The organism is Pontiella desulfatans (assembly GCF_900890425.1).
In the GTDB taxonomy this organism is placed as follows: Bacteria; Verrucomicrobiota; Kiritimatiellia; order Kiritimatiellales; family Pontiellaceae; genus Pontiella; species Pontiella desulfatans.
In genome coordinates this window covers 911,826-933,961 of record NZ_CAAHFG010000002.1, presented here as the reverse complement: position 1 = coordinate 933,961, position 22,136 = coordinate 911,826, and the positions used below count along the sequence as shown (strand labels likewise).

Annotated in this window: 12 protein-coding genes; 1 reads left to right on the top strand and 11 read right to left on the bottom strand. The window is 58.2% G+C overall.

Going from position 1 to position 22,136, the window contains the following annotated elements; translation table 11 throughout:
• Positions 1 to 44 precede the first annotated feature (44 nt).
• From E9954_RS19495 to E9954_RS19460, 8 genes are all read right to left on the bottom strand, one after another.
• Entirely contained in the window at positions 45 to 2,585 is a 2,541-nt protein-coding gene (locus E9954_RS19495; protein ID WP_136080953.1) for a GDSL-type esterase/lipase family protein, read from the bottom strand.
• An 81-nt stretch (positions 2,586 to 2,666) separates the two neighbouring features.
• Positions 2,667 to 3,389: a PEP-CTERM sorting domain-containing protein gene (locus tag E9954_RS19490; protein WP_136080952.1), complete on the bottom strand. Its 723-nt coding sequence runs from the start codon at positions 3,387 to 3,389 to the stop codon at positions 2,667 to 2,669.
• 146 nt (positions 3,390 to 3,535) lie between these two features.
• Positions 3,536 to 6,046 carry a glycosyl hydrolase family 95 catalytic domain-containing protein gene (locus tag E9954_RS19485; protein ID WP_136080951.1) on the bottom strand — a complete coding sequence of 837 codons (2,511 nt, stop codon included), beginning with the start codon at positions 6,044 to 6,046 and terminating at the stop codon, positions 3,536 to 3,538.
• A gap of 181 nt (positions 6,047 to 6,227) precedes the next feature.
• Positions 6,228 to 8,450, bottom strand: a complete 2,223-nt coding sequence (locus E9954_RS19480) for a glycosyl hydrolase family 95 catalytic domain-containing protein (protein WP_136080950.1) — start codon at positions 8,448 to 8,450, stop codon at positions 6,228 to 6,230.
• Entirely contained in the window at positions 8,447 to 9,916 is a 1,470-nt protein-coding gene (locus E9954_RS19475; protein WP_136080949.1) for a sulfatase family protein, read from the bottom strand. The genes E9954_RS19480 and E9954_RS19475 overlap by 4 nt, the downstream gene beginning before the upstream one ends.
• Positions 9,917 to 9,920: 4 nt before the next feature.
• Positions 9,921 to 11,387 carry a sulfatase family protein gene (locus E9954_RS19470; RefSeq protein ID WP_136080948.1) on the bottom strand — a complete coding sequence of 489 codons (1,467 nt, stop codon included), beginning with the start codon at positions 11,385 to 11,387 and terminating at the stop codon, positions 9,921 to 9,923.
• A gap of 20 nt (positions 11,388 to 11,407) precedes the next feature.
• On the bottom strand, positions 11,408 to 13,117 hold the full coding sequence (locus tag E9954_RS19465; RefSeq protein ID WP_136080947.1) for a sialate O-acetylesterase: 1,710 nt from the start codon (positions 13,115 to 13,117) through the stop codon (positions 11,408 to 11,410).
• A complete protein-coding gene (locus E9954_RS19460; RefSeq protein WP_136080946.1) occupies positions 13,114 to 14,631 on the bottom strand; it encodes a sulfatase family protein in 1,518 nt (505 codons plus the stop codon). The genes E9954_RS19465 and E9954_RS19460 overlap by 4 nt, the downstream gene beginning before the upstream one ends.
• A gap of 247 nt (positions 14,632 to 14,878) precedes the next feature.
• Here E9954_RS19460 and E9954_RS19455 point away from each other — a divergent pair, with 247 nt between their 5' ends.
• Positions 14,879 to 17,140: an alpha-galactosidase gene (locus tag E9954_RS19455; RefSeq protein ID WP_136080945.1), complete on the top strand. Its 2,262-nt coding sequence runs from the start codon at positions 14,879 to 14,881 to the stop codon at positions 17,138 to 17,140.
• 296 nt (positions 17,141 to 17,436) lie between these two features.
• Here the strand turns inward: E9954_RS19455 and E9954_RS19450 are convergent, their stop codons facing one another.
• The 3 genes from E9954_RS19450 to lpxD form a co-directional block, all read right to left on the bottom strand.
• Positions 17,437 to 18,330, bottom strand: a complete 894-nt coding sequence (locus E9954_RS19450) for an IS630 family transposase (RefSeq protein WP_136080944.1) — start codon at positions 18,328 to 18,330, stop codon at positions 17,437 to 17,439.
• Positions 18,331 to 18,771: 441 nt separating this feature from the next.
• Complete coding sequence (locus tag E9954_RS19445; RefSeq protein WP_136080943.1) at positions 18,772 to 20,808, bottom strand: glutamine synthetase III family protein; 2,037 nt, start codon at positions 20,806 to 20,808, stop codon at positions 18,772 to 18,774.
• 299 nt (positions 20,809 to 21,107) lie between these two features.
• Positions 21,108 to 22,133: a UDP-3-O-(3-hydroxymyristoyl)glucosamine N-acyltransferase gene (gene lpxD, locus E9954_RS19440; protein ID WP_136080942.1), complete on the bottom strand. Its 1,026-nt coding sequence runs from the start codon at positions 22,131 to 22,133 to the stop codon at positions 21,108 to 21,110.
• Positions 22,134 to 22,136 lie beyond the last annotated feature (3 nt).

The following is a 22,136-nucleotide window of genomic DNA, read 5'->3' as shown; positions in this document are numbered from 1 at the left end:
ATGTTACTTTTATCACACCACATACCGAACACCCCACCCTATGCTTACTGGATTTCCGCCTCGACCTTGAAGAAACCGTTGGACGGGGAAAGATCGATTTCGAGCGCGTCTTCGGGCGGGGTCTGTGCGACGGCCCAGTCGCGCGCAACCGCCCAGTGGGTCAGATCCGGGCTTTCCCAAACCTTGTAGAGCACGTTGCTGGCGCTCGGCCAGCGTATCTCGAATTTTCCAGGCATTGGAAGCGGGGTTTGCCCGGAGACGGCGAAAAATGACGCGGCATCGGTCGGGTCGGTTCCGAGCGCTTCCTCCTGGGCATCGGTCAGGCTATCGCCGTCGAAATCGACGCTGCCTTCGGCAAAGGGCTCCATCAGCGGGGCCAGCTCTGTGGCAAAGGCGGCGGCTCCCTCGACCGAAAAGTGAACCGGGTCGCCATCGCGCAGGTTGGCGGCGGAAGAGATCTCCTCGCCACGAACCAGATGGATTTTATAATCGTTTGCGGCGCGGCGTGCGGCCACTTCGTCGTAGACCACCTGGCGGAAGTCCTGGATGGTTACACCGGTAGTCGTATTGCTTGGGTTATCCGTGTAGGTGGGGCTGATGCAGACTATGCGGGCATCCGGCTGGCTGACCCGCAGGGCGTCGAGCATGGCGGAAAAATCGGCCGCATATTCCACGATGCTTTTTCCGGCATGCAGGTCGTTGTAGCCGATCAAGACGGTAACGACATCTACCGGGGGGAAGTCGGCCAGCATCTCGGCGGTCGGTACGGAAATCTTGGCACCGCCGACGGCGACGTTGTACAGATCGAGATCCAGCGCTTCGGCCACCCGCCAAGGGTAGGTCTCGCTGGAGACGGCCTGTCCGCGACCGTGGGTGATGGAGTCGCCGATGGACACATAGGTTTTCTGCGCCGCCGGAGCAAGAGGCTGCAAGGAGCTGCCCAGCTCAAGTTCCAATCCCTGGAAAACCGGGTTGGCCCAGGTGGGCATGGTGATGCGGTAAACCGAAGCGGTTCCCGGTGATGCCGAGTTGATCGTGAAGCTCATGTCTTCCCCGCCGAAAAAGTCCGTGCTGCCCATCAGAACGCCGTCTTCATAATAGCTAAAGCGACCGCCTTTGTATTCGGCGCTCAGATCCTGCGAAAACCTGGCAAGAATGGCGTCGCTATCGGTTTTAAACTCGATGGAAATGCCCGTTCCCGTCAGCGCCTTCGCAGGCGTGAAGGCATTGTCCAGATCGTTCAGCGTGGCATCGGAGTGGCGTTTGAACGAGGTTGCGCTGGCGGTCGAAGTGATGTACTGCGAGCCCCGGAAGATAATATTGGTGTCGTTTGCATCAATCACAACGGCATCGTTGGTTGAGGGCGGTGTAGCGCCCGTTAGCGTGTAGGTCAGGAACGGCTCCGAACCGGCGGTTCCGCTGCGCATGGCAGTATTCACGTTTTCGCCGATGGAGACCACGATGGTGGCATCGCCGTCCGTATCGGTGTTGAGCCAATCGACCAGCGACTGCGATGCGAGGGTGTAGGTGTCATACCCCGCCCCGGCACCGGCGCCCGCAACGGACTGCGAGCCGAGCAGCACCAGGTTGGTGTCGTCCGCGCTTTCCAGGTTTTCGATCGGCGTATACATGCCGCTGGTGAGCACATTGGACATCGTCGTGGTGGTGTCGTTCCAGTTCTGCCCCGGCGCGTTATCCACGACGCCCCAGGCATAGAGCGTGTAGGTATCCTCCTTTTTGGCGGTGAGGGTGAAGGACGCATTCGTCACATCGTTGGTGCCGACGCCCGAAAGGTCGAAGCGCAGCAGGCCTTGCCGCAGCCCGGTGCCGGTTTCGGTGGCATCCTTCAGGCCGATGGAGGTGCTGCCGTCCTGCCATGGTGACATGCTGCGGAGGTAGGCGGCTTCCGTGTAGAGGTTGGTGGTTGCCGAAGAAGGCGGGGTGAGAACCTCCAGCGTGAGGTTGCTCAGGTTGCCCGTAACGGAGCCGGACGTCGCACGGTTGCCGAACGATACGGAAGCGATGTTCGACAACTCGACGCCAAGGTCATAGGTCTTGCTGATTGAATCCAGTACGGTTCCGCCGGTGTCTTTCCAACGGGCCACATAGTTGTATTCATTGCTAGAAACCTTGGTGACCTGCAGTTCGAATTGGGCGCTTTCACCGTCATCCTTCAGGTCATAGGCCGTACCGTCCGCATTCGTGGCGCTTTCACGGTCGGCCGTTCCCAACAGCGCCGTGTTGTTGTCTGCCGTGGGTGCGTTGTCGTCCGTCGAGGCATTCCACAAAGCGGCCCCATTCAGGCGAATCGACAGGGCGGCCCCGTGCCCGGCACCATCGAGAAAGCCGACCGACCAGTTGGCCGACGCGCTGTAGGCCGGGGTTCCGGTAATGCCCAGATCCCAGGTCATTTTAACGGTTTCACCCACATTGAAGGCGTGTGTGCCATCCGTAAGTGTAATATCAGCGCCCTGCGTTCCCCCATTGGAGACAATCGATGCAGCATTGGTATCCAACGCCACAATCCCGGCCTGAGCCAGTCCCGCAGCCATGGCCAAGGCGGTCAAAAAAATGGTTTTCTTCATCTGCTTACCTACGTTGATTTGTTCCGAAAAAAAACGCCCGGATAGCTCCCCCGGGCGTTGCAATAAAATTTGTCCCTGCGCCTAAATCACGAAAAAGCGGCGAACCACCAGCAATCCCGTGCCAAGAGCCGTGATCAGGCCGAGGGTGGCCGGCTCCGGAATCACCTCGAGCTGGATGTTCGTCAAGGCGCCGGTAACGGTGGTTGTCGTGGCACGGTTCCCGAAGGTTACATCGGTGATGCTTGCAATCTCTTTACCCAGGTCATAGGTCTTGCTCAAGGATTCCAGCGTGTTGCCGCTACCGTCTTTCCAGTAGGCCACATAGCCGTATTGCGTGGCAGATACCTTGGTGACCCGCATCTCAAGCAGACTAACGTCTCCATCGGTCTTCATATCGGCCGTTGTTCCGTCCACATTCGTGGTGCTTTCGCGCTCCGTTGTTCCGAGATCCGCGGTGTTGCCGCCGGCACTGGCCGCAGAACTGTCGGTCGAAGCATTCCACAGCGGAACCGAGTTTAGGCGGATGGACAGCGCGGAACCGACCTCATTTACGTTGTCGCGAAACCCAAGCGTCCAGTTGGCCGATGCGTTGTAGGCCGGGGTTCCGGTCATGGTCAATTGAGCCGTAACGATGGCTGTTTCGCCAATGGCAAAGACGCGGGATCCGGCCGTCACCCCGATGCTGTTGCCCGTCGTCGTTCCATCCGTAACAATCTGCGACGAAGTGGAGTCCAGTGCAATAATCTCCGCCTGCGCCAACCCTGCACACATTGCGAAAACGGCTAGTAATACGGTTTTTTCCATTGGGTTTATCCTTATTAATATTTCGATTTATTCGCCGTTTTTATGCCCAATACCCCTGCATGTCAACAATATCATTTATAAAATACCAACCTAACTCACTTTTTAATGAAATATTTTATCTCCATGGACGAATTACCGCGGCGGAATCATTTTTTCAACCGGAGGAGCACCCGGCCGCCTTTTTCGAGGCCGATCCTCCAGCGCTTTATACCCCGCGGGCCTTCTTCGGGTTCGATGGCGACATCGCGGTCGGCCTTGAACGTTTGAATGTCGGTCTGAAGCACGCACGGCTCCCCTGCCAGGCTTTCGATGAGGATCCATTGGGTTTTGCCTTCGCTCCATTCGGCGGAGACGAGGAAGCCCCCCTCGGTGCGCAGCTGGTGGAAGATGGTTTCCTGCTCCCAGCGGGCGGGCATGGCGGGAAAAACGCGGATGGCGCCGCCCCAGCTCTGGAGCATCATATAGCCCATGCTCTCGACCACGGAGAGCGGTGTTTCGATCACCGGCCCGCCGTCCTCGGCATACATGGTGTTGGGCTTCACCGCGCGCACATCGGACGCCGTACCCAGCTTCCTGGAGGAAATCATTCCGTCGAGTTGCTCGAGTGCGCGCTCGCCGTCGCCGAGCGTGGCGAACATGGCGGCCGACCCGGTGAACGAATAGGCCGCGAGTTGACTAGGCAGGCTCAGCCAGCGCTCGATCGATATTCGCATCAGCGCCTCGGCCTCCGCCCCCTGCTCCGGGTTGACCGTGTGCAGCGGATAGAGCGCCATCAGGTGCGAGTAGTGGCGGTGGGAAACATCGAACCCCTGCCCTGCGCCGACCATCAGGCCGTGTTCGTTGACCGGGAACGGGCGCAACCGCTTTTTGGCATCCGCCCATGTTCCAACCATTGGATCGTTCATCCCAAAGCGCTCGTTGAGTTCGAACAGCGTTCCAAGCCCCCAGTCGAAAAGCTGGAGTGAATAGTTGGTGTCGGCCAGCAGGCCGGGACGTTCCATGGCCCAGCCCCGCTCCTCCGGCTCGTCCTTGAAGTTGTATTCCGGCGACACCATCGGCGGCAGGTGGATGGTTCCGTCGGTATCCTCGCTCATCACGTCGAAATAGTAATTGATGTTTTTCCTGAGCAGCGCGAAGAGGTTGCGGCCAACGGTTTCGTCCATCGAATACTTCCAGTAGCGCCAATAGTTGTGCAACGCCCAGGTCAGGTTGCCCAGCTCGTAGGTATCGCCCCCCTCGCGCCGGATGAGGTTGTAGGTCGAGGTGCGCGTCCAGGTGATCGCGTCCGGGTTGACCGCGCTGTTGAAGCGGCCGAGTTGGTCGAAATGGTCGATGGCGGTGATCATCGAGCGCCCCACATCGAGGCGGTTGCCGCTGAAGGCCGGGAAATAGGAGAGCTGGATGTTGAGGTTCCACCAGGTGCCCGGCCAGCCGCATTGCGTGAACCACGGCCCCATGTTGTCGGTCAGGATCGGCAGGTCGGCGCGCGATGCGCCGCCGAACTTGTAGATCTGGAGCCAATAGAACTGCTCCCAAAAATCGTCGCCATCGACTTCCACGAAGGCCTGTTGCATATAGCGGTGCCACCATTCGCGGTGGCGTTTGGAAAGCGCCTCCACCCCATCGGCACGGGCGCCCTGAATCGCAGAGACCGCCTCGGCCACCGCCATTTCAATATTGTCCGCTTGCGGCTTTTCGGGCGCGTAGGCCTTGCCGACGGACAGCAGGAAGGTGTTGCGTCCCTTCTTTCCGGGGATGTTCACAAACGCGGTCGCATGCGCGCCGTGTTCCGTCAGCGACTGGACGACAACCGTCAGGTCGCCGCGCTGCTCGCGGTATGGCCTTGGCGGGAGCTGTTCCAGCGGCAGGGTCGCAGGATCGGTGCCGGTCGTCATGATACGCGGGCTGATCGACCACTTTTCGGCCAAGCCCAGCGGCAACCCCTTTTCGCCGCCGGTGCCGCGCATTTCCACCACCACCACGTTGGACTCGCGCTCGATGAACGAGCGCCAATAAATGCGGCCTTCGTCCGAATCGATGCGGCCGCGCGCCTCCGCGTTCCAGATGTCCAGCCGCATGGATGCCTTTTTCACGGTGCCAATAGGATCGAGCAGGATACTGCCGATCGGCACGCGCGGGATCGACCAATCGATGTTCGGAATATGGAACTCCGCCGCCACGTCGGTGCGTCCCAGCTCCCATTGCAGCACCCAGTCGTCGCCGGGCTTGCGGTAGATCGACGCCCCGGTCAGGCCGTTGGCGATAAAGGCGGAATCGCCCCACGTGTCGCCAACGCCGTCCTCCCAAACCAAATCCTGCTCGGCCATGAACAGCGGCCACTTGATGTCGGGGCTGCGCGGATCCTTGAAGTCCGCCAACATCACCGGATCGAAAATACCACAGGCCAGCGCCTGCCCCCCGAGCACCGCCACCGCGGCACCGCAAACCAATGATCTCAACTTGATTCCCATCAACGGGCCACCGAGGAACTTCAAGCCCAACAGGATCGGCACCACCGAAATGGCGGGTGAGCTGGTCATGAACGAAAGCGTGGTTCCCTTCGCCGCGCCGCTGCGCACCAACCCGATGCCAAGCGGGATGGTACCGCGGGAACAGATGGGCAGCAACGCCCCAAAATAGTCCTGGATATGCTCCATTTTCCAACGTCCTCCGGCCAGTCAAGCCGTCTTTCCTGAACAAGAAACGCGGCTGACCAAAATTTTTACCAAAGCAAATCGATTGCTTTGAAACTCATCAGCACCGCTTGCAGTCAGGAGGCAATCAAGTCCCGCGAAGCCGAGGAGGCTTCGGCTGCCGATACCTGGACAGGAAGCTTGATCACTGCTCCTGCTTGCTTGTCAAAAGAACCGTTTCGCCTTTCTTCAAATCAATCGTCCAGCGTTGCTGTCCGCGCGGCCCCTTGATGGACTGGATGGCAATATCCCGATCCGCCGCAAGCTGGCCGATATCGGTTTGCACAACGAGTGGTTCGCCGGCGAGGCTCTGGATACGGATCCACTGCGTTTTTCCATCCACGCGCTTGGCCGAAACCAGATGAGCGCCCTCGCAGCGTAGATCGCGAAACTCGATATTCTTCCACTTCGACGGCACGGCGGGGAAGACGCGCACCACCCCGCCCCACGACTGCAGCAACAGATAGTTGACCGACTCCACCACGGAAAGCGGCGTCTCGATCACCGGCCCGCCGCCCTCGCGGTACATCGTGTTCGGCTTCAGCCGGCCGGGCAGCTGGTCGAGCAGCTCCAGCGCGCGGTCACCGTCGCCGAGCAACGCGTACATCGCGCATCCGCCGGTGAAGGTATAGCCGGCCGCCCCCCGGCCGCCGAAGCTATGCCAGTTGTCGACGCTCTTCTGGATCAGCGCCCGCGCCTCGGGGCCTTGATCGACGTTGACGGTGTGGTAGGGATAGATGGACAGCAGATGCGAATAGTGCCGGTGCCCGTGCTCAAAAGCGGTGTTGGCGCTGACCATGAATCCGGTTTTTTCGTCCACCGGCAACGGCGTCAAATCAGCCAACGTCTGTTTCCAACCCTTGGAATCCGGGTCGTCCATGCCCAGCTCTTCGTTCATTTCGATGGCGGTGCGCAGCGCCCAGTCGAGCGACATCAGCGCATAATTGGTATCCTCACGCAGAGGCTCACCTTTACCGGTCACATCCTCATATTCCGGCGAGCGCGACTTCGCCATGTGCAGTTTTCCATCCTCCTTTTTCTCCAGAAAATGCGTCAGGAAAACAAGGTTGTCCTTGAGCATCGGAAAGAGGTCGCGGCCGATCTGCTCCTCGCCGCTATACTTCCAGTATTTCCAATAGTTGTTCAGCACCCAGGTCAGGTTGCCGAACTCGCGGCTCCAGCCCTGATCCTTGAGGCCGCGGTAGTCGGAGCTGCGCCCGACGGTGATGCCCGGCCATTCGTTGTGGGCGGCGTTGGCATGCAGCGTGCCCGCTTTGTACATGCGGTTGATGCCATTGATCATCGACCGCCCCGCATCGAGGCGGTTGGCTGAGCACATCGGGAAATAGGAGAGCTGCACATTGAGGTTCCACCAGGTGCCCGCCCAGCCGCAATACCACGGCCACAGCCCCTGGTTGTCGATCAGATACGGTGAATGCTCCGAGCTGGCGCTGCCGAATTTGTAGAGCTGGATCTGGTAGATCTTTTCCCAGCGCGGATCCTCGTCGATTTTCAGAAACGATTTTTCGCTGTAGTCCTTCCACCATTCATCCGTCGAAGCCGCCAGCTTGTCCACGCCGTCGGACGCCGCCACCTGAACCCGCGCCAACGATGCCTCCGCCGCACGGCGGATGGCCGCAGCCTGGTCTTCGCCCGGATCGGCGGAAAGCGCAACGAGCATCCAGTTCCAACCCCTGGAACTTTCCAATGATTGGAAAGCGACGCCGAAACCTCCCCGGTTATTCATCGGCTGTTCCAGCACCTGCACGCCGCCGACCTCGCGCATCGGCTTGGCCTCCGGCGCAAATGGGATTTGATTCCAGCCCTTGCTCTCATAATGCCTGTGCTGCTTGAAATAATGGCGCGTATCCACCGGCCGCTCCACACGATAGTTCGGTTTGGCACCGACCTCGCCACCCTGTCCGCGCACTCCCACAACGAGCACGCCGTGTTCGCGCTCCGCAAACGCCTTCCACTCCATGGAACCTTCGTCTGTCGTGATGGTGCCGGAAAGAACGCCGGTGTAGAGATCCTGCTCCATCGTACGGTCGGCCACCTTCCCTTTCGGGCTGATAACCACGTTGCCGGCAAAGACGCGCGGCCAGTAGCCCGTCTCGGGATACTCCACAATGTCGTAGCGGCTCAGTAGGAATCGCAGGTCGTTCGAGTTAACATTATCGACCAGCACACTCGCGCCCTGCTGCCCGTCGCCGATAAAACCGACATTCTGCCAGTCGGCCGAAAAATCGTTATTTTCCCATAGCAGATTACGCGGCGCGAGTGTTGCTTCGTACTCAACCTGCGCCACGGACGGCAACACACCCAGCGCAACGGCGACGATCACGGTCTTCTGAAACATCTTCATCATTGCCCCTTCTTGAACAGGTCGATTTCCGCATCGTTCTTTTGCGGAGCACCGGGGGTGCTGCGGCCATCGGCCACCTGCTTCTTGAGCAGGGCGAGCAGTTGCTCAACCTTTTCGGGATACTGGTCGGCCAGGTTACTGGTTTCGCCCAAATCCTGTTCCATGTCGTAGAGCTGGTATTCGGGCAGTTCCTGCTTGCGGGCATCCCGATCCTGCGGGGCGCTCCATCCGCCGGAACCGGAGTGCACGCACAGTTTCCACCTGCCCTGCCGGATAGAAAACATGCCGCGGATTGTATGATGAATGAACGCGTCATATACGGGCTGGTCGTTGGTTCCGAGGAGTGCCGGCAAAATGCTGAGCGAATCCTCGCCCTCGTTGTCGGCCAGCGTCTGCCCGGTCAATTCGGCGCAGGTGGCGAGCAGCGCGGTATGGCAGATCGTTTCCGGATTGGTGGAACCGGCCTTCACCTTGCCCGGCCAGCGGACAATGAACGGCACACGGTGGCCGCCCTCCCAGCCGTCGGACTTGTAACCGCGCAGGTGGGCGCTCGGATAGTGCCCGTATTTTTCGATCAGGTCGGCGGCATTGGCGGGCTTGGCCGAGCAGCCGTTATCGGAGGTGAAGACAACCAAGGTGTTGTCGGCTACGCCGCTCTCTTCCAAGGCCTGGAGCACCTGCCCGACGGTGTGGTCGGTTTCCATCAGAAAGTCGCAATAGTCGCCCATGCCGCTTTTACCGATCCAACCTTTGGAAGGGGCAATCGGCGTGTGCGGCGAATTGAGCGCCAGGTAGAGGAAGAACGGATTTTCCGACTTCGCCTTTTCCCCGATATATTTCGCGGCGCGGTCGCCCAGCTTGCCAAGCACCTGATCCATCGGCGTGTCATCGACCACGCGGTCGTTTTCAATGGTGGTTTCAATGATCGCCGAATGGTGGAAGCCAAAGTAGGAGTCGAACCCGCGCGTGGTCGGGCCATCCTGCACCCGTGAGCCGGCGGGAATTCCACCGTTCCACTTATTGCCCTGGCCCTTCACCTTCTCCCCGTTTTCATCCACAAAGCTGAAAACAAGGTGCCATTTCCCCAAGGCGGCGGTGTCGTATCCCGCCCGCTTGAGCAACGCGGGAACGGTCAACCGGTCGGAGGCAATCAGCGGCTCCCCGTTGTGATGACGAACCCCGTTTTGCAGACTCGTGCGCCAGGCATAGCGGCCGGTGAGCACGCCGTAGCGCGTCGGGGTGCAGACCGACGAACCGGAATGCGCATCGGTGAAGACCATCCCCTGCGAAGCCAGCTTATCGACGTGCGGCGTCGGCACCTTGCTGCGATCGGGATTCAGTGCCTGGATTTCGCCATAGCCCAGGTCGTCGCAAATGATGTAGACAATATTCGGCAGCTTGCCGGCGGCGGCCTGCATCAATAATCCGACGGACAGCATCGCCAGCAAAGTGGATTGAATTATTCTCATATCGTTATTGTCCCTGCTTCTTCTTTTTCGTTTCCGCCTTTGCATCTTTCAGCAATTTGGTGCAGCGCTTGGCGGCGTCCAGCTCGGTCTGCGCGCCTTGGTCGCCCTGCTGCTTCATCCAGGCATCCAGCTTCCCGGAAAGCGCCTTCTTTGTTTCGGCATGCTCCGGGTTTCCTGACAGATTGTTGCGGCAATAGGGATCGGCAATAATGTCGTAGAGTTCTTCAGCCGGGCGATGGATAATTCCATCCACGAGCGCCTGGGCATTTCCGTCGCCGGCTTCCGCCCGCCCGACCCACTCGCCAAGATAGTTTTTCTGCATGCGGCCCTCGATCAGCGGATTGGTCATACTGATGCTGAATGCATTTCCCGGCGTCAGGTTCCGGATATAGCGATAGCGTTGCGACACAACGGAACGCACGCCGTAGGGCGCCTTGTTTCCATTAACGCCAACGCTGGTGTGGATCGAATAGGCATAGTCCTTATGCTTCGTCGCCTTGCCGGTCAGCACGGGAAGGAACGAGCGCCCTTCGACGGCATCCGGAACCGGAGCTCCGGCAGCCGCCAGCAGCGTCGGCACCACATCGCAATATTCCACCATCGCATCGCTCTTGCCGCCCGCGGCGATCTTACCCGGCCAGCTGACAACCAGGCCGCTGGCCACACCGTTTTCATAGGTCGTCCATTTGCCGTAAGGGAACGAACTGCCCTGCTCCGTTGCGACCATCACCAGCGCATTGCCGTCAACCCCATGCTTCTTGAGCATGGAAACGCATTCGCCGACCTGCCCGTCGAAAAAGGTGATCTCCGCCAGGTAGCGCGCATATTCCTCACGCGTTTTCGGTGTATCGACCAGATTGCCCGGAAGGTCATAATCCTTGTTCCTGTAGACCGACGCATCGCCGTTGGTGTAGGGGCCGTGGGGTTCGTTCGATGCCGCAAAAATGCAGAACGGCGTATTGGACTCCACGCACTCCCGAATGAAGCGATCGAGCGCCGGATAGCGCGGCGATGGATACGGCTGTTTCTCCAACCGCCCCTGCTTGTCCTTGCCGTAAAACCCGAAATCATCGATGTACTCAAAAGGAAAATTTTCCTTGGGGCCGATGTGGGTCTTGCCGATCAAGGCCACGCGGTATCCTTGTTCCTTCAGGTAGTGCGGAATGCTCTTTACCTCCGGATAGACAAAGGTGTGGTTCGGATAGGCCCCGCTCTTCACCGGATAAATCCCCGTATAAAGATTGTGACGCGTCGGCGAACACATCGGTGCAGCCTGATAGCAGCGGCTGAAAGTCATTCCCTCGGCGGCCAGCTTGTTGATATGCGGCGTCCTGGCGGGGCCGCCATACAGCTCCAGGTCGCGGAACGTGCAGTCGTCTGCCAGAATAAACATCATATTCGGGCGTTCGTTCGCATACCCCGAAAAAGTGCCGGACACGAACATCAAAAGAGCAAACCATTTTATCTTCATTCCCATACCTCCATCATTCCTTATGGCCGGATGACCACGACATCGCCGACAAGCTTTCCTTCGGTAACCCACGGCCAGTCATCGGTGCGGAACGGAGCCGCAGGCAGACCGGCACTGTTGTACAAATTACACCCGGCCGGATTGTCCGCCCAGGCATAACGAACCGCCACGGGCTGTTTCACCGCTTCGCAGATAAGCACCACGCTTTCGCCCTCAATGACCGCCCCGGCCGGATGAAAAACCTTGTCGGCTCCGGCAACGGAAAAGTTGGAGGGAGGCGCATCCAACGGCTGAATTTCAATGCTGGCCGGCGCGGTGCGCTTCCCGACCATCAGGCCATCCGCATGGTCAAACAACAGATGCATTATATTGCCCTTGATTTTCATTTCACGGAAGAGCGGGCCACGGCATTCAATGCCCTTCTCATAATCCTTCGCCAGTGCAATCCGGGCGAGCCGATCGCCAGGAAGTTGCTTGTTTTTTGGATGGATATTTCCCTTTTGGTCTGAATCGATAATGACGGCCATTTCCATGAGCGGATCATTCTTCACGGTCAACCACTGCGCCTCACGCAGCTCGGCATAGATACTGTCGCCACCGGAGGGCTTCGGTTTTCCAATGTCTGGAAGCTGCACCACATAGAATTTAAAGTCGTCCTGTTCAAAATGCCCACGCCACTCGTCAATCATGGCCGGGAATAGCTGGCGGTACTGGTGCGCACGGTCGCGGTTGGCCTCGCCCTGATACCAGACGACGCCTTTGATGGCGAATGGAAAGAGCGGATGCAGCATGGCGTTGTAGCAGCCGGCCGGATACGTCCGCGCTTCCGAAGGCTGGATGGCCTCCGGATCCTTGACCGACTTGTGGATATGTTTTGCGCGGACTTCCGGATCGTCCCAGTTGGCTTCCACTTCACTCCAGGCTTTCACGGCAGGGGCAAACAGCTTGTTTTCGAGAGTTTCGCCCGACACCCAGCACTCGACGCTGGTGCTGCCGACGGCGCATTCAATCAGGCCGATCGGGATACCCGCCTCAACATGCACGCGCTGCCCGAAAAGGAAACCGACCGCAGAAAAGGTCGGCACGGTTTCGGGGGTCGATGCTTTCCATACAGAGCTGAATGCTTCCTGCGGTTCCAGGGCCACCTTCTGCGGCACTTCCAACAGCCGGAGCTGCGGATGGTTGGCGCCCGCAATGACCGGTTCCTTCTCCATCAGGCCTTTCATGGTGAAGGCCATATTCGACTGACCGCCGCAGAGCCAAACGTCGCCAACCAGAATATCTTTCAGCTCGATCCGTTTGAGGCCGGACACCAAAAGTTTCCGAGGGTTGGATGAAACCTTCATCGGGTCGAGTACGGCCTTCCAATGCCCTGCCGCATCGGCGACGGTCGTTTTTTTCTGCCTGGCAAATTCGATCGTTACTTTTTCGCCCGGCTCGGCGGTGCCCCAAACGGGAACCGGCTTGCCGCGCTGCAGCACCATGTGGTCGGAGAACACCGATGCCAACTGAACCTTGGCAGATGCGGCCATGCAACCGACCATCAGGAATAGGAAGATCAGCTTTTTCATCATTCTATTCACCCCGCCCTTCGGCAATTTTCTTTTCCTGTACCAGCCGATATCCTTCCAACCTAGATCGTCCATATAAATCAAAACAACGTTGGGACTTTGCGCAGCCGCCGCCCATCCGGCAACGGCAACGATGGTTGTAATCAGTTTGGGTTTCATTTCTTCCCTTTGTGCAGGTGTTTTTTATAGGCGTCGATTTCGACATCGTTGGGCTGTGGTTTGCCCGGCCGCGTCCTCCCCGCGTTGATCTCCCGCAGGAGCCGTTCGGTCATATGTTGAACCCGCTCCGGCTGTTGACCGGCCAGGTTTTCGGTTTCGGCCAGGTCGGCTTCCAGGTTGTAAAGCTGAACCATCGGATCGCCGCGATTGATCGCCTCGGCATTGGACGGCTCGCCACCGAACCCCTGTCCGTTGCCCGGTGCGAGGATCAGTTTGTACTGGTTTTGGCGGAAAGAGAACTCGCCGTAGTAGTTGTGCAGGATCAGCGACTCGCGCGGCGAAGCCGCTTCCGGATCTTTCAAAAGCGGCAGGAAACTGGAGCTATCAACCCCGGCGTCATCGGGCATTTCGATGCCCAGCACATCGACAGCCGTGGCCATGTAGTCGATCTGGCAGACCGTGCGGTTGCAGGTTGACCCCGCCGGAACGACGCCCGGCCACCGCACAATGAACGGAACGCGGGTGCCACCCTCGTAGTTCGAGCCTTTGTGCCCCCGAAGATTGGCGCTGGTGTAGTGGCCATATTCCTTGGCCAGTTGCCTCGATTTCGAGGGGCCGCTCGAACAGCCGTTGTCGCTCGAAAAGAAGACCAGTGTGTTTTTGTCGAGCCCGGTTTTTTCCAATGCCTGGAGAATGCAGCCGACGGTGTGGTCGGTTTCGAGCACAAAGTCGCAATAGGTGCCCATGCCGCTTTTCCCTTTCCAGTTCTTGGAAGGCACGATCGGCGTGTGAGGCGAGGTCAGCCCGAAATAGAGGAAGAACGGCTTATGGTCGGCGGCGCGGGCTTCGAGGTATTCCGCCGCCTTGTCGGCCATGGTCGAAAGCATCGCTTCCGGATCCCAGCCCGGAACAAGGGGGCCACCGCGACCACCGCGCGGATCGGGTTCGCTGTCCACCGTCGGCTGGGCGGTCAGCCGGTCGTTCTCGATCCAGGCGAAGGGCGGAAAATCCGGGACGTCGGGGCCGAAGTAATAGTCGTAGCCGTGATCGACGGGGCCGCCGCGCACCGGCTCGTCGAAAACCCACTTGCCGCCGCGCTTCTGCCAATCCCAGCCGAGGTGCCATTTTCCGATGGCGGCGGTAAGATAGCCCTTGGTCTTGATCAGTTCGGGCATGGTGATTCGTTCGGGCTTGACCAGGTTTTCGCCCCATGGATTCAGCACCCCTTTTTGCAGCTTGCTGCGCCAGGAATAACGCCCTGTGAGCATGCTGTAGCGCGAAGGCGTACAGACGGCCGACGAACTGTGGCCGTCCGTAAAGACCATCCCATCCCGCACCAGTGAATCGATGGCGGGGGTGTCCAGCTTGCACCGTTCCGGGTTCAGCGCCTTCACCTCGCCGTAGCCCAGGTCGTCGGCATAGATGATGAGGATATTGGGCGGCGACGTTGCCGTGCTGCCCAGAACGAGCGCACCCCACAAAACCAATATCCAAACACATGTTCCACTCTTCATTCTATATCCACCTCATTAGCACAAATGATGACCCAATCCGAAGTTTTAACGAAATATCCTCCAAATCCGGCCTTTTGCGGCGTTCCTATATAAAACGGTATATTTTAAATATTTCGGACAAGCAAGCCCATCATTGAAAATAGTGGAATGATGTGGTTTAAATTTGCGATTAAAATCGCTACTATACCATCATCAGAACCGGAATATACTGTTTTATTATATCCATGTTTTAAAAGGAGACCGTAAAATGAAGGCTTTAACGATACTATTGCTGCTGTCCGCCGCTTCGGCCGCGCATGCATCTGCGACCCTGCAAAATGAATTCATGTCCGCATCCCGTAAAGGGGAAATCATCACCCTCACCACCCTTGCAGGCACGCAAAGATTGACCATCGACCTGCCGGGACTCATCCAGAATGCCCAGGCCTCCTCCTTCAAGGACGCACGCTGGGGTGCGGGAAACCGACTTACCGTAAGACATGGCGACAGCACCACCACGCTAACGCTTTACGACGGCAACCCCTTTGCCCACTTCGAAACCCGTGTCGGCAGCGGCGGGGAGGATGCCCGCGACATCAACAAGCTGATCATCGCGAAAATGGAGCTCGACCTCGGGATCGATCCGCACAAACTGGTCACCCTCGGAACCGGTGGCCGCTACGAAGCGAACAGCCCGACCGATGGCTATGCCTACTCCGTGCTCGCCGATCCCGAAACACGCAACGGCGTGGTCTGCGGATGGCTGACTCAATACCGCGGCGTCGGCCTCATGCTCCCCACCTTCAATAACGGCAAACACGGTCTGGAAACCCAACTCGATTTCGGACTGATGCGCGTCCAGCCCGGACAGACCCGTGAAACCGACATCCTTGTCGTCGGATTCTTCGACGATGCCCGCCTAGGCCTGGAAAACTATGCCGAAAACATCGCCAAGGCTTACGACATCAAGCTTCCGCCCAAGCCCAACGTCTACTGCACGTGGTACCACCGCCAGCAGACCGGTTCGGGCGCCTCGACCGAAAAAATGATCGCCGAAAACGCCGCCTTCGCCAAAGAACACCTGAAGCCTTTCGGTCTGGATGTCCTGCAGATCGACGACAACTGGCAGGCCCTCGAAAACGACCCTGGCAAAAAGAACAAAGGGCCCAACAAGACCTTCATCTCCACCACCCCGCATTTCCCGAGCGGGATGGCAAAAACCGCCGACACCATCGAACAAGCGGGATTCACCCCCGGCATCTGGTTCATGCCCTTTGCCGGCGATACCAACAACCCCACCTTCGACCCCGCCATCTTCGCCACCGACAAAACCACCGGCAAGCCGTTTGAGGAAAAACGCTGGTCAGGCGCCACCATCGACGCCTCCAGCCCGCAGGGCGAAGCCTTCCTGCGCGAACGCTTCAAACGGATCCACGACTGGGACTTCCGCTACATCAAGGTCGATGGCCTGCACGTCGGAGCCCCCAGCCCCAACATCTACGTCAACCGCACCTACAAAGGGAAGGTCTTTGCCGATGCGGAAATCCACGACAATAACATGACCTTCATCGAAGCCTACCGCAAAGGGCTCGGCATCCTGCGCGAGGAATTCCCGGACACCTTCATCCTCGGTTGCGCCGCCACCCAGAACTACCTCTCGCTCGCGCCCGTCTTCGGCAAGGTCGATGCCATGCGCGTCGGCCCCGACAACGGAGGCGCGGTCAAAGGCAACTGGAAGCAGACCATCGACGGTGCCGACTTTGCCGGCAACTTCTGGTTCCTCAACAACCGAGTCTGGTACAACGATCCCGACCCCATCTATGTGCGTGAAAGCGTTCCGCTTTGCAATGCGCGCTGGATGGCCTCATGGCTGGCCGTCAGCGGCGCCATGCACACCACCAGTGTTCAATACGGACTTCTTGCGCCGGAACGGCTCGACATTATCAAACGCACCCTGCCCGCCCACAACCTTAACACCCTCCCAGTCGATATCCTCGAAAACAAGCACCCGCAAATCTGGAAGGTTGCCAATGACCGCCTGTGCTTGCTCGGCCTGTTCAACTGGAACGAAAAGGAAGAAGCCGAAATCAGTTACCCGCTGGAACGCATCGGCCTCGATTCCTCCAAGAGCTACGACGCCTTCGACTTCTGGGAAAACAAATACCTCGGCACCGTGAAAGGCTCTCTCAGCACCACCCTCGCGGGCGCACACTGCCAGGTGCTCGCCCTGCGCGAAACCGCCGACCATCCGCAACTGCTCAGCACCTCGCGGCATATCACACAGGGATTGACCGATGTCGTATCGGAAACCTGGAACGCCAAGGCCAAAACCCTATCCGGCACCAGCCAGGTTGTTGCCGGCGATCCCTACGAACTACGCATCACCTGCCCCGACGGATGCAAGGCAAAGAAAATCGAGGTCAGCGACAACGCTGCCACCACTTCGAACATCGAACAATCCGGAAACCTCGTCCGCGTCATCATCACACCGTCAAACACCAGGCGCCTGGACTGGAAAATTGTGTTCTAATCCGATAGAGGCCGGCCCGAGAGAGTAAAATGAAAACTGGCATTTACCCCGCGAATATGAACACCGCTAACGGGCGCTGGACCGAGACCCTCCTGATCCGGGTTATACCGTTTTGAGTTAGAATTCGGAATATTCCCCGCTTAGAAAGCGTTTGCTGAACGTAGTAGGTAATTGTCAGCACCCAGCAACCTCAAGACAGGAAGCGGACTTTCCCAGAACGGACGCAGCGCGGTGCTGATATCCTCTTCGATTTCATCGAGCGTTTCGAACACCCGGTTTGCATAGGCCACAGCGACCTAGTCCCACAACTGCTCGATCGGATTAAGTTCCTGGCTGTAGGGCGGCAGGGCGACCAGGTGGATATTGTCCGGCAAACCCGCGAGTTGCTTTTTCTGGTGGAACCCGACCTCATCCCAGACCACAACGCGGTCTGCATCGGGATCGCTTCGCGAGATCTGCCGGAGGAACTCCAGGCTCAAGTGCAGGCTCACCGTTGGGGAATAGAGGAATTCGCTCCGCCCCGTCATCACCTCAAGACCCCCGGAGACATATCCCCTCTGGCATTTCGTCTGGTACGGGACCGGAGGACGGATCCCCCGCAGCATCCAGCACCTGCGCAGGGTGCTGATCAGGCCGTAGCGGTGTTCGTCGACCACCCATAGCCGGAAGGGTTTTACGGTATCGACACCCAGTCCCGCGAGTTTCCGGGCCAGCCCTTCCTTGAAGCGGACTGACTGGCCCTCATCATTTTTTGCGTGGCTTTTCCTCGGCACCTTGAGGCTTACTCCGAGTTTTTCCAGCCAGCAGTGGACACCCCGGGACGAGAGTCCCACACTATGTTCATCAGCCAGCCACTTGCGGATTTCCTTGATCCGTTTCCAGCGCCCCTGCTCAAGGCCCTCGAGGAGTTCGGAGATCGCCGTCCCATTCAGGGAGGGCTCCCGCCCCGGTTTGTGGTGGGTTGCGAGCAATGCGTCGATGCCGCCGTTGCGATAGGCCTTGATGCAGGCGCTTGCCGTGGACTTGGCGCACCCAGCGATTTCGGCAATCTCCAAGGTGGTATGCTCACCCATGAACCCAAGGCGTATCACCTGTAGTTTGCGTCTGCGTTTTGGATCAGCTCCCTTCCTTAAAGCATCCCGCACCTGCTGGTGCGTTCCCGGCCCCGTGATTTTAAGTTTTGGCCTCATACTCTGAGCACAGCAGACCGAAATCACGATTTATATCGAATTCAATATGAAGATGATATTACTACCTAGGAGACTATTTTTTCTGCCAGGACCTGACGCAAGCGCGGAACAACCGTTCCGAATAGAGCAATGGAAATTCATGAATTCAGACAAACAACGACCATTTGTTTGTTTCGTATTGCCCGCCAGGTTCGAAGGTAGATAACCAATTCGGATGCTACTGGGGTTTACCATTGTGGAGAACGGAGAATATAGGATAAATCAGGTTCCAAAATCGTAATTTCGGGATTGAGGGAATCGGATAGGAGCGGACATTCGGCGAACAATATATCCAATCGATCACGCAACCGACTCAAGAAGTGAGGGCTATGAGTGGATGATGTGAGGGTAAAAAAAGACCCCGTAACAATACGGGGTCTTTCGACGATCTGTCCGGGTCGGTTAGACGAGGAGCAGCTCGGCATAGCTCGGAAGCGGCCAGAGATCGGCTGGAACGAGGGATTCGAGCGCATCGATGGACACGCGTAGCTCGTTCATGGCTGCAATCTGTTTTGCCGGCTTTTCAGCGGCTTCGAGCTTGGCAATGCCGGCAACCGCTTTTTCGAGCAGGCTGGACATTTCGGCGCAAATACCAGCAACTGCCGGAACCGCGGAGTATTCCGCAATGGCCGTTACCGCCGCCGGAACCAGCATGGTCTTGGCAATTTCAGCCGCAGTGGCCGCTTCGATTCCAATGATGGTTTCATAGGTTTCTTCGTAGATGTTGAACCGGGACTCGAGCTCGGCGTTGGATAGTACGCCATACTTGGCGAACAAGTCCTTGGCCTTCTGCGTCTGGAGCATCGGAAGGGCATCTTCGGTGGTGACGAGGTTGGGAAGGCCGCGGACCTTGGTTGCTTCCTCAATCCACTCGTCGGTGTAGCCATCACCGTTGAAGAGGATGCGCTTGTGTTCTTTGATGACGGCAGCCAGAACATCCTGCAGGGCAGCGTTGAATTCTTTTCCACCGGCAACCGCAGTTTCCACTTCGGTGCAGATGTAGTCGAAGGCTTCAGCGACGATCGTGTTGAGCACGATATTGGCACCGGCCGGGCTCTGGTTGGAACCAACCGCACGGAACTCGAAGCGGTTGCCCACGAACGCAAACGGGGAAGTCCGGTTGCGGTCGGTGTTGCCACGCGGCAGTTGCGGCAGCAAGTCAACGCCGAGATGGATGTGCCCACCGTCTTTGGACTCGTTGGCGCCACCGGCTTCGATCTGCTCGACAATGTCGGTAAGCTGGTCGCCCAGGAAGACCGACACAACCGCCGGCGGAGCTTCGTTGGCTCCCAGGCGATGGTCGTTCCCCGCCGTTGCAACCGATGCACGGAGCAGGTCGGCGTGTGTGTCAACCGCCTTAAGAAGGGCAACCACGATGGTCATGAACTTGGCGTTTTCGTGCGGGTTGTCGCCCGGCTTCAGCCAGTTCTTTCCGTCGGGACCCATGATGGCCCAGTTGTTGTGCTTGCCGGAGCCGTTGACGCCAGCAAAAGGCTTTTCGTGCAGGAGACAGGCGAAGCCGTGCTTCTCGGCCGTCACCTTGAGCACCTCCATGGTGATCATGTTGTGGTCAACGCCGATGTTGAGTGTTTCGAAAACCGGGGCGATCTCGAACTGTGCCGGGCACACTTCGTTATGGCGGGTCTTCGCCGGAACACCATACTGCCAAAGCACGGCATCGAGCTCAGCCATGAAGGCGGCAACGCGCGGTTTGATGGCACCGAAGTAGTGGTCGTCGAGCTGCTGATGCTTGGAAGCCGGCTTACCGAACAGGGTACGGCCGGTGCGAAGCAGGTCGGGGCGTTCAGCAACCAGGTCGAGGTCGATCAGGAAGTATTCCTGTTCGCCGCCGAGCGTTGCCTGGGCCATGGCGTCGCCGCAGTCGATTCCGAAGAGCTTGCCGAGACGGATGGTCTGGTCGGAAAGCACCTTCATGGAGCGCAGCAACGGGGTCTTCTTGTCGAGGGCTTCGCCGTTGTAACCGCAGAATACGGTCGGGATGCAAAGCGTGGCCGCATTGACGGAATCATATTTGATGAAGGCCGGGCTGCTCGGATCCCAACCGGTGTAGCCGCGGGCTTCGAAGGTGGCGCGCAGGCCGCCGGACGGGAAGGAGGAAGCATCGGGTTCGCCCTGGATCAGCTCATCGCCGGAGAAGGAGGTAACCACGCCACCTTTGAAGTCGGGGAAAATGAACGAGTCATGTTTTTCGGCAGTTGAGCCGGTGAGTGGCTGGAACCAGTGCGTGTAGTGGGTCGCACCCTTTTCCATGGCCCATTCCTTCATGGCTTCCGCAACTTCATCAGCAATGCCCGGATCCAGCGTAGAGCCGGAATCGATGGTTTTTTTCAACGAGGCGAAAGTCGGAGCCGATAAACGGGCTTCCATGACCGGAAGGCCAAATACAAGTTCGCCAAATCCTTCGATGGTATTCTTCATGTTATCTCCTTAATAATTAATTGCCCCCGGAGTCCGGAAGCAATGCACCCTACTCTCAAACAAATCCAGCCGTCCATTCAAGGAACCACCGGGTCTGACATTTAAACTTTTCTGATTTAGAATGGTTGGCCTATGAGCATGTAGCATACCAAACAACACCCCGGAACCTATCTCCATATAAACCAGAACCTTACAAATATTTCCAAAACCACCGACCACGAGCGGATAGAACAATTTTGTACATCTGCAAAAATTATTCCTACATTTTTGGAAACAACCGGATTCGGCAGCTCGAAACCCTACGATTGCTTCAGGGCTTCAATCTCGGCCTCAAGCTGCTTCACCTTATCCTTGAGCTTGGGCAACGTGATCAGACTGGCAATCATCTTCTTCGTCTGCAGATGGCTCATGGCGGGCGAACCAATCACAAAATCCTTCGAAGGAACATCCTTCATGACCCCCGCCTGGGCACCGACGATGGCTCCATCGCCCACCTCCAGATGGCCAGCCAACCCAGCCTGGCCAGCTAGAATGACGCGTGATCCGATGGTTGTACTACCGGAGATTCCTGCCTGGCCGCACATGACGGAGTGCTCGCCGACCACCACGTTATGCGCAATCTGCACGAGGTTGTCGATTTTGGTTCCTTTTCCGATCTTGGTCTTTCCGAACCGGGCCCGGTCAATCGCCACGTTCGCCCCGATTTCGACATCATCCCCGATCACCACAATACCGATCTGCGGAATTTTGGTGCGCGTGCCATCCTCCTTTACCGCGTAGCCGAAGCCATCGGAACCAATAACAGCCCCGTTATGGATAATGACGCGATCACCGATCTCGGTGAATTCCCGGATGGAAACGAGCGGATAGAGCAGGCAACCGTCCCCGATCACAGCCTTATAGCCCACGGCACAGTTGGACTGGACAATGGTGTTGGCGCCGATTTCAACGCCGGCCTCGATGGTGCAGTTTGCTCCAATGGAAACCCCCTCGCCCAGCCGTACGCTTTCGTGCACCACCGCCGTTGGATGCACGCCGGGTTGCGGAGCGGGAACGGCCTCATAGAACAGTTCGGCGGCCAGGGCAAAGGCCCGGTCGGAATTTTCCGAGCGTACAATCGCGCACTTGGTGGGTCGATCCCAGTCCGAGGGAACGATCACGGCGGAAGCCTCGGTTTCCGCCACATGTGCTGCATATTTCGGGTTGGCCAAGAAACTGATGTCCCCTATCCGGGCTTCCCTCAATCCCGCAACGGCAACAATCTCGACGTCGCCGTCCCCCTCAAGGACGCCCCCCAAACGTTCGGCAATCTCCGCAAGCTTCATGGC

Bases quoted from the DNA above. Each gene is read 5' to 3' on its own strand.
- E9954_RS19445 (WP_136080943.1), bottom strand. From the start codon at position 20,808: ATGAAGAATACCATCGAAGGATTTGGCGAACTTGTATTTGGCCTTCCG.
- E9954_RS19495 (WP_136080953.1), bottom strand. From the start codon at position 2,585: ATGAAGAAAACCATTTTTTTGACCGCCTTGGCCATGGCTGCGGGACTG.
- E9954_RS19455 (WP_136080945.1), top strand. From the start codon at position 14,879: ATGAAGGCTTTAACGATACTATTGCTGCTGTCCGCCGCTTCGGCCGCG.
- lpxD (WP_136080942.1), bottom strand. From the start codon at position 22,133: ATGAAGCTTGCGGAGATTGCCGAACGTTTGGGGGGCGTCCTTGAGGGG.
- E9954_RS19475 (WP_136080949.1), bottom strand. From the start codon at position 9,916: ATGAGAATAATTCAATCCACTTTGCTGGCGATGCTGTCCGTCGGATTA.
- E9954_RS19485 (WP_136080951.1), bottom strand. From the start codon at position 6,046: ATGGAGCATATCCAGGACTATTTTGGGGCGTTGCTGCCCATCTGTTCC.
- E9954_RS19465 (WP_136080947.1), bottom strand. From the start codon at position 13,117: ATGAAACCCAAACTGATTACAACCATCGTTGCCGTTGCCGGATGGGCG.
- E9954_RS19470 (WP_136080948.1), bottom strand. From the start codon at position 11,387: ATGAAGATAAAATGGTTTGCTCTTTTGATGTTCGTGTCCGGCACTTTT.
- E9954_RS19450 (WP_136080944.1), bottom strand. From the start codon at position 18,330: ATGAGGCCAAAACTTAAAATCACGGGGCCGGGAACGCACCAGCAGGTG.
- E9954_RS19490 (WP_136080952.1), bottom strand. From the start codon at position 3,389: ATGGAAAAAACCGTATTACTAGCCGTTTTCGCAATGTGTGCAGGGTTG.
- E9954_RS19460 (WP_136080946.1), bottom strand. From the start codon at position 14,631: ATGAAGAGTGGAACATGTGTTTGGATATTGGTTTTGTGGGGTGCGCTC.
- E9954_RS19480 (WP_136080950.1), bottom strand. From the start codon at position 8,450: ATGATGAAGATGTTTCAGAAGACCGTGATCGTCGCCGTTGCGCTGGGT.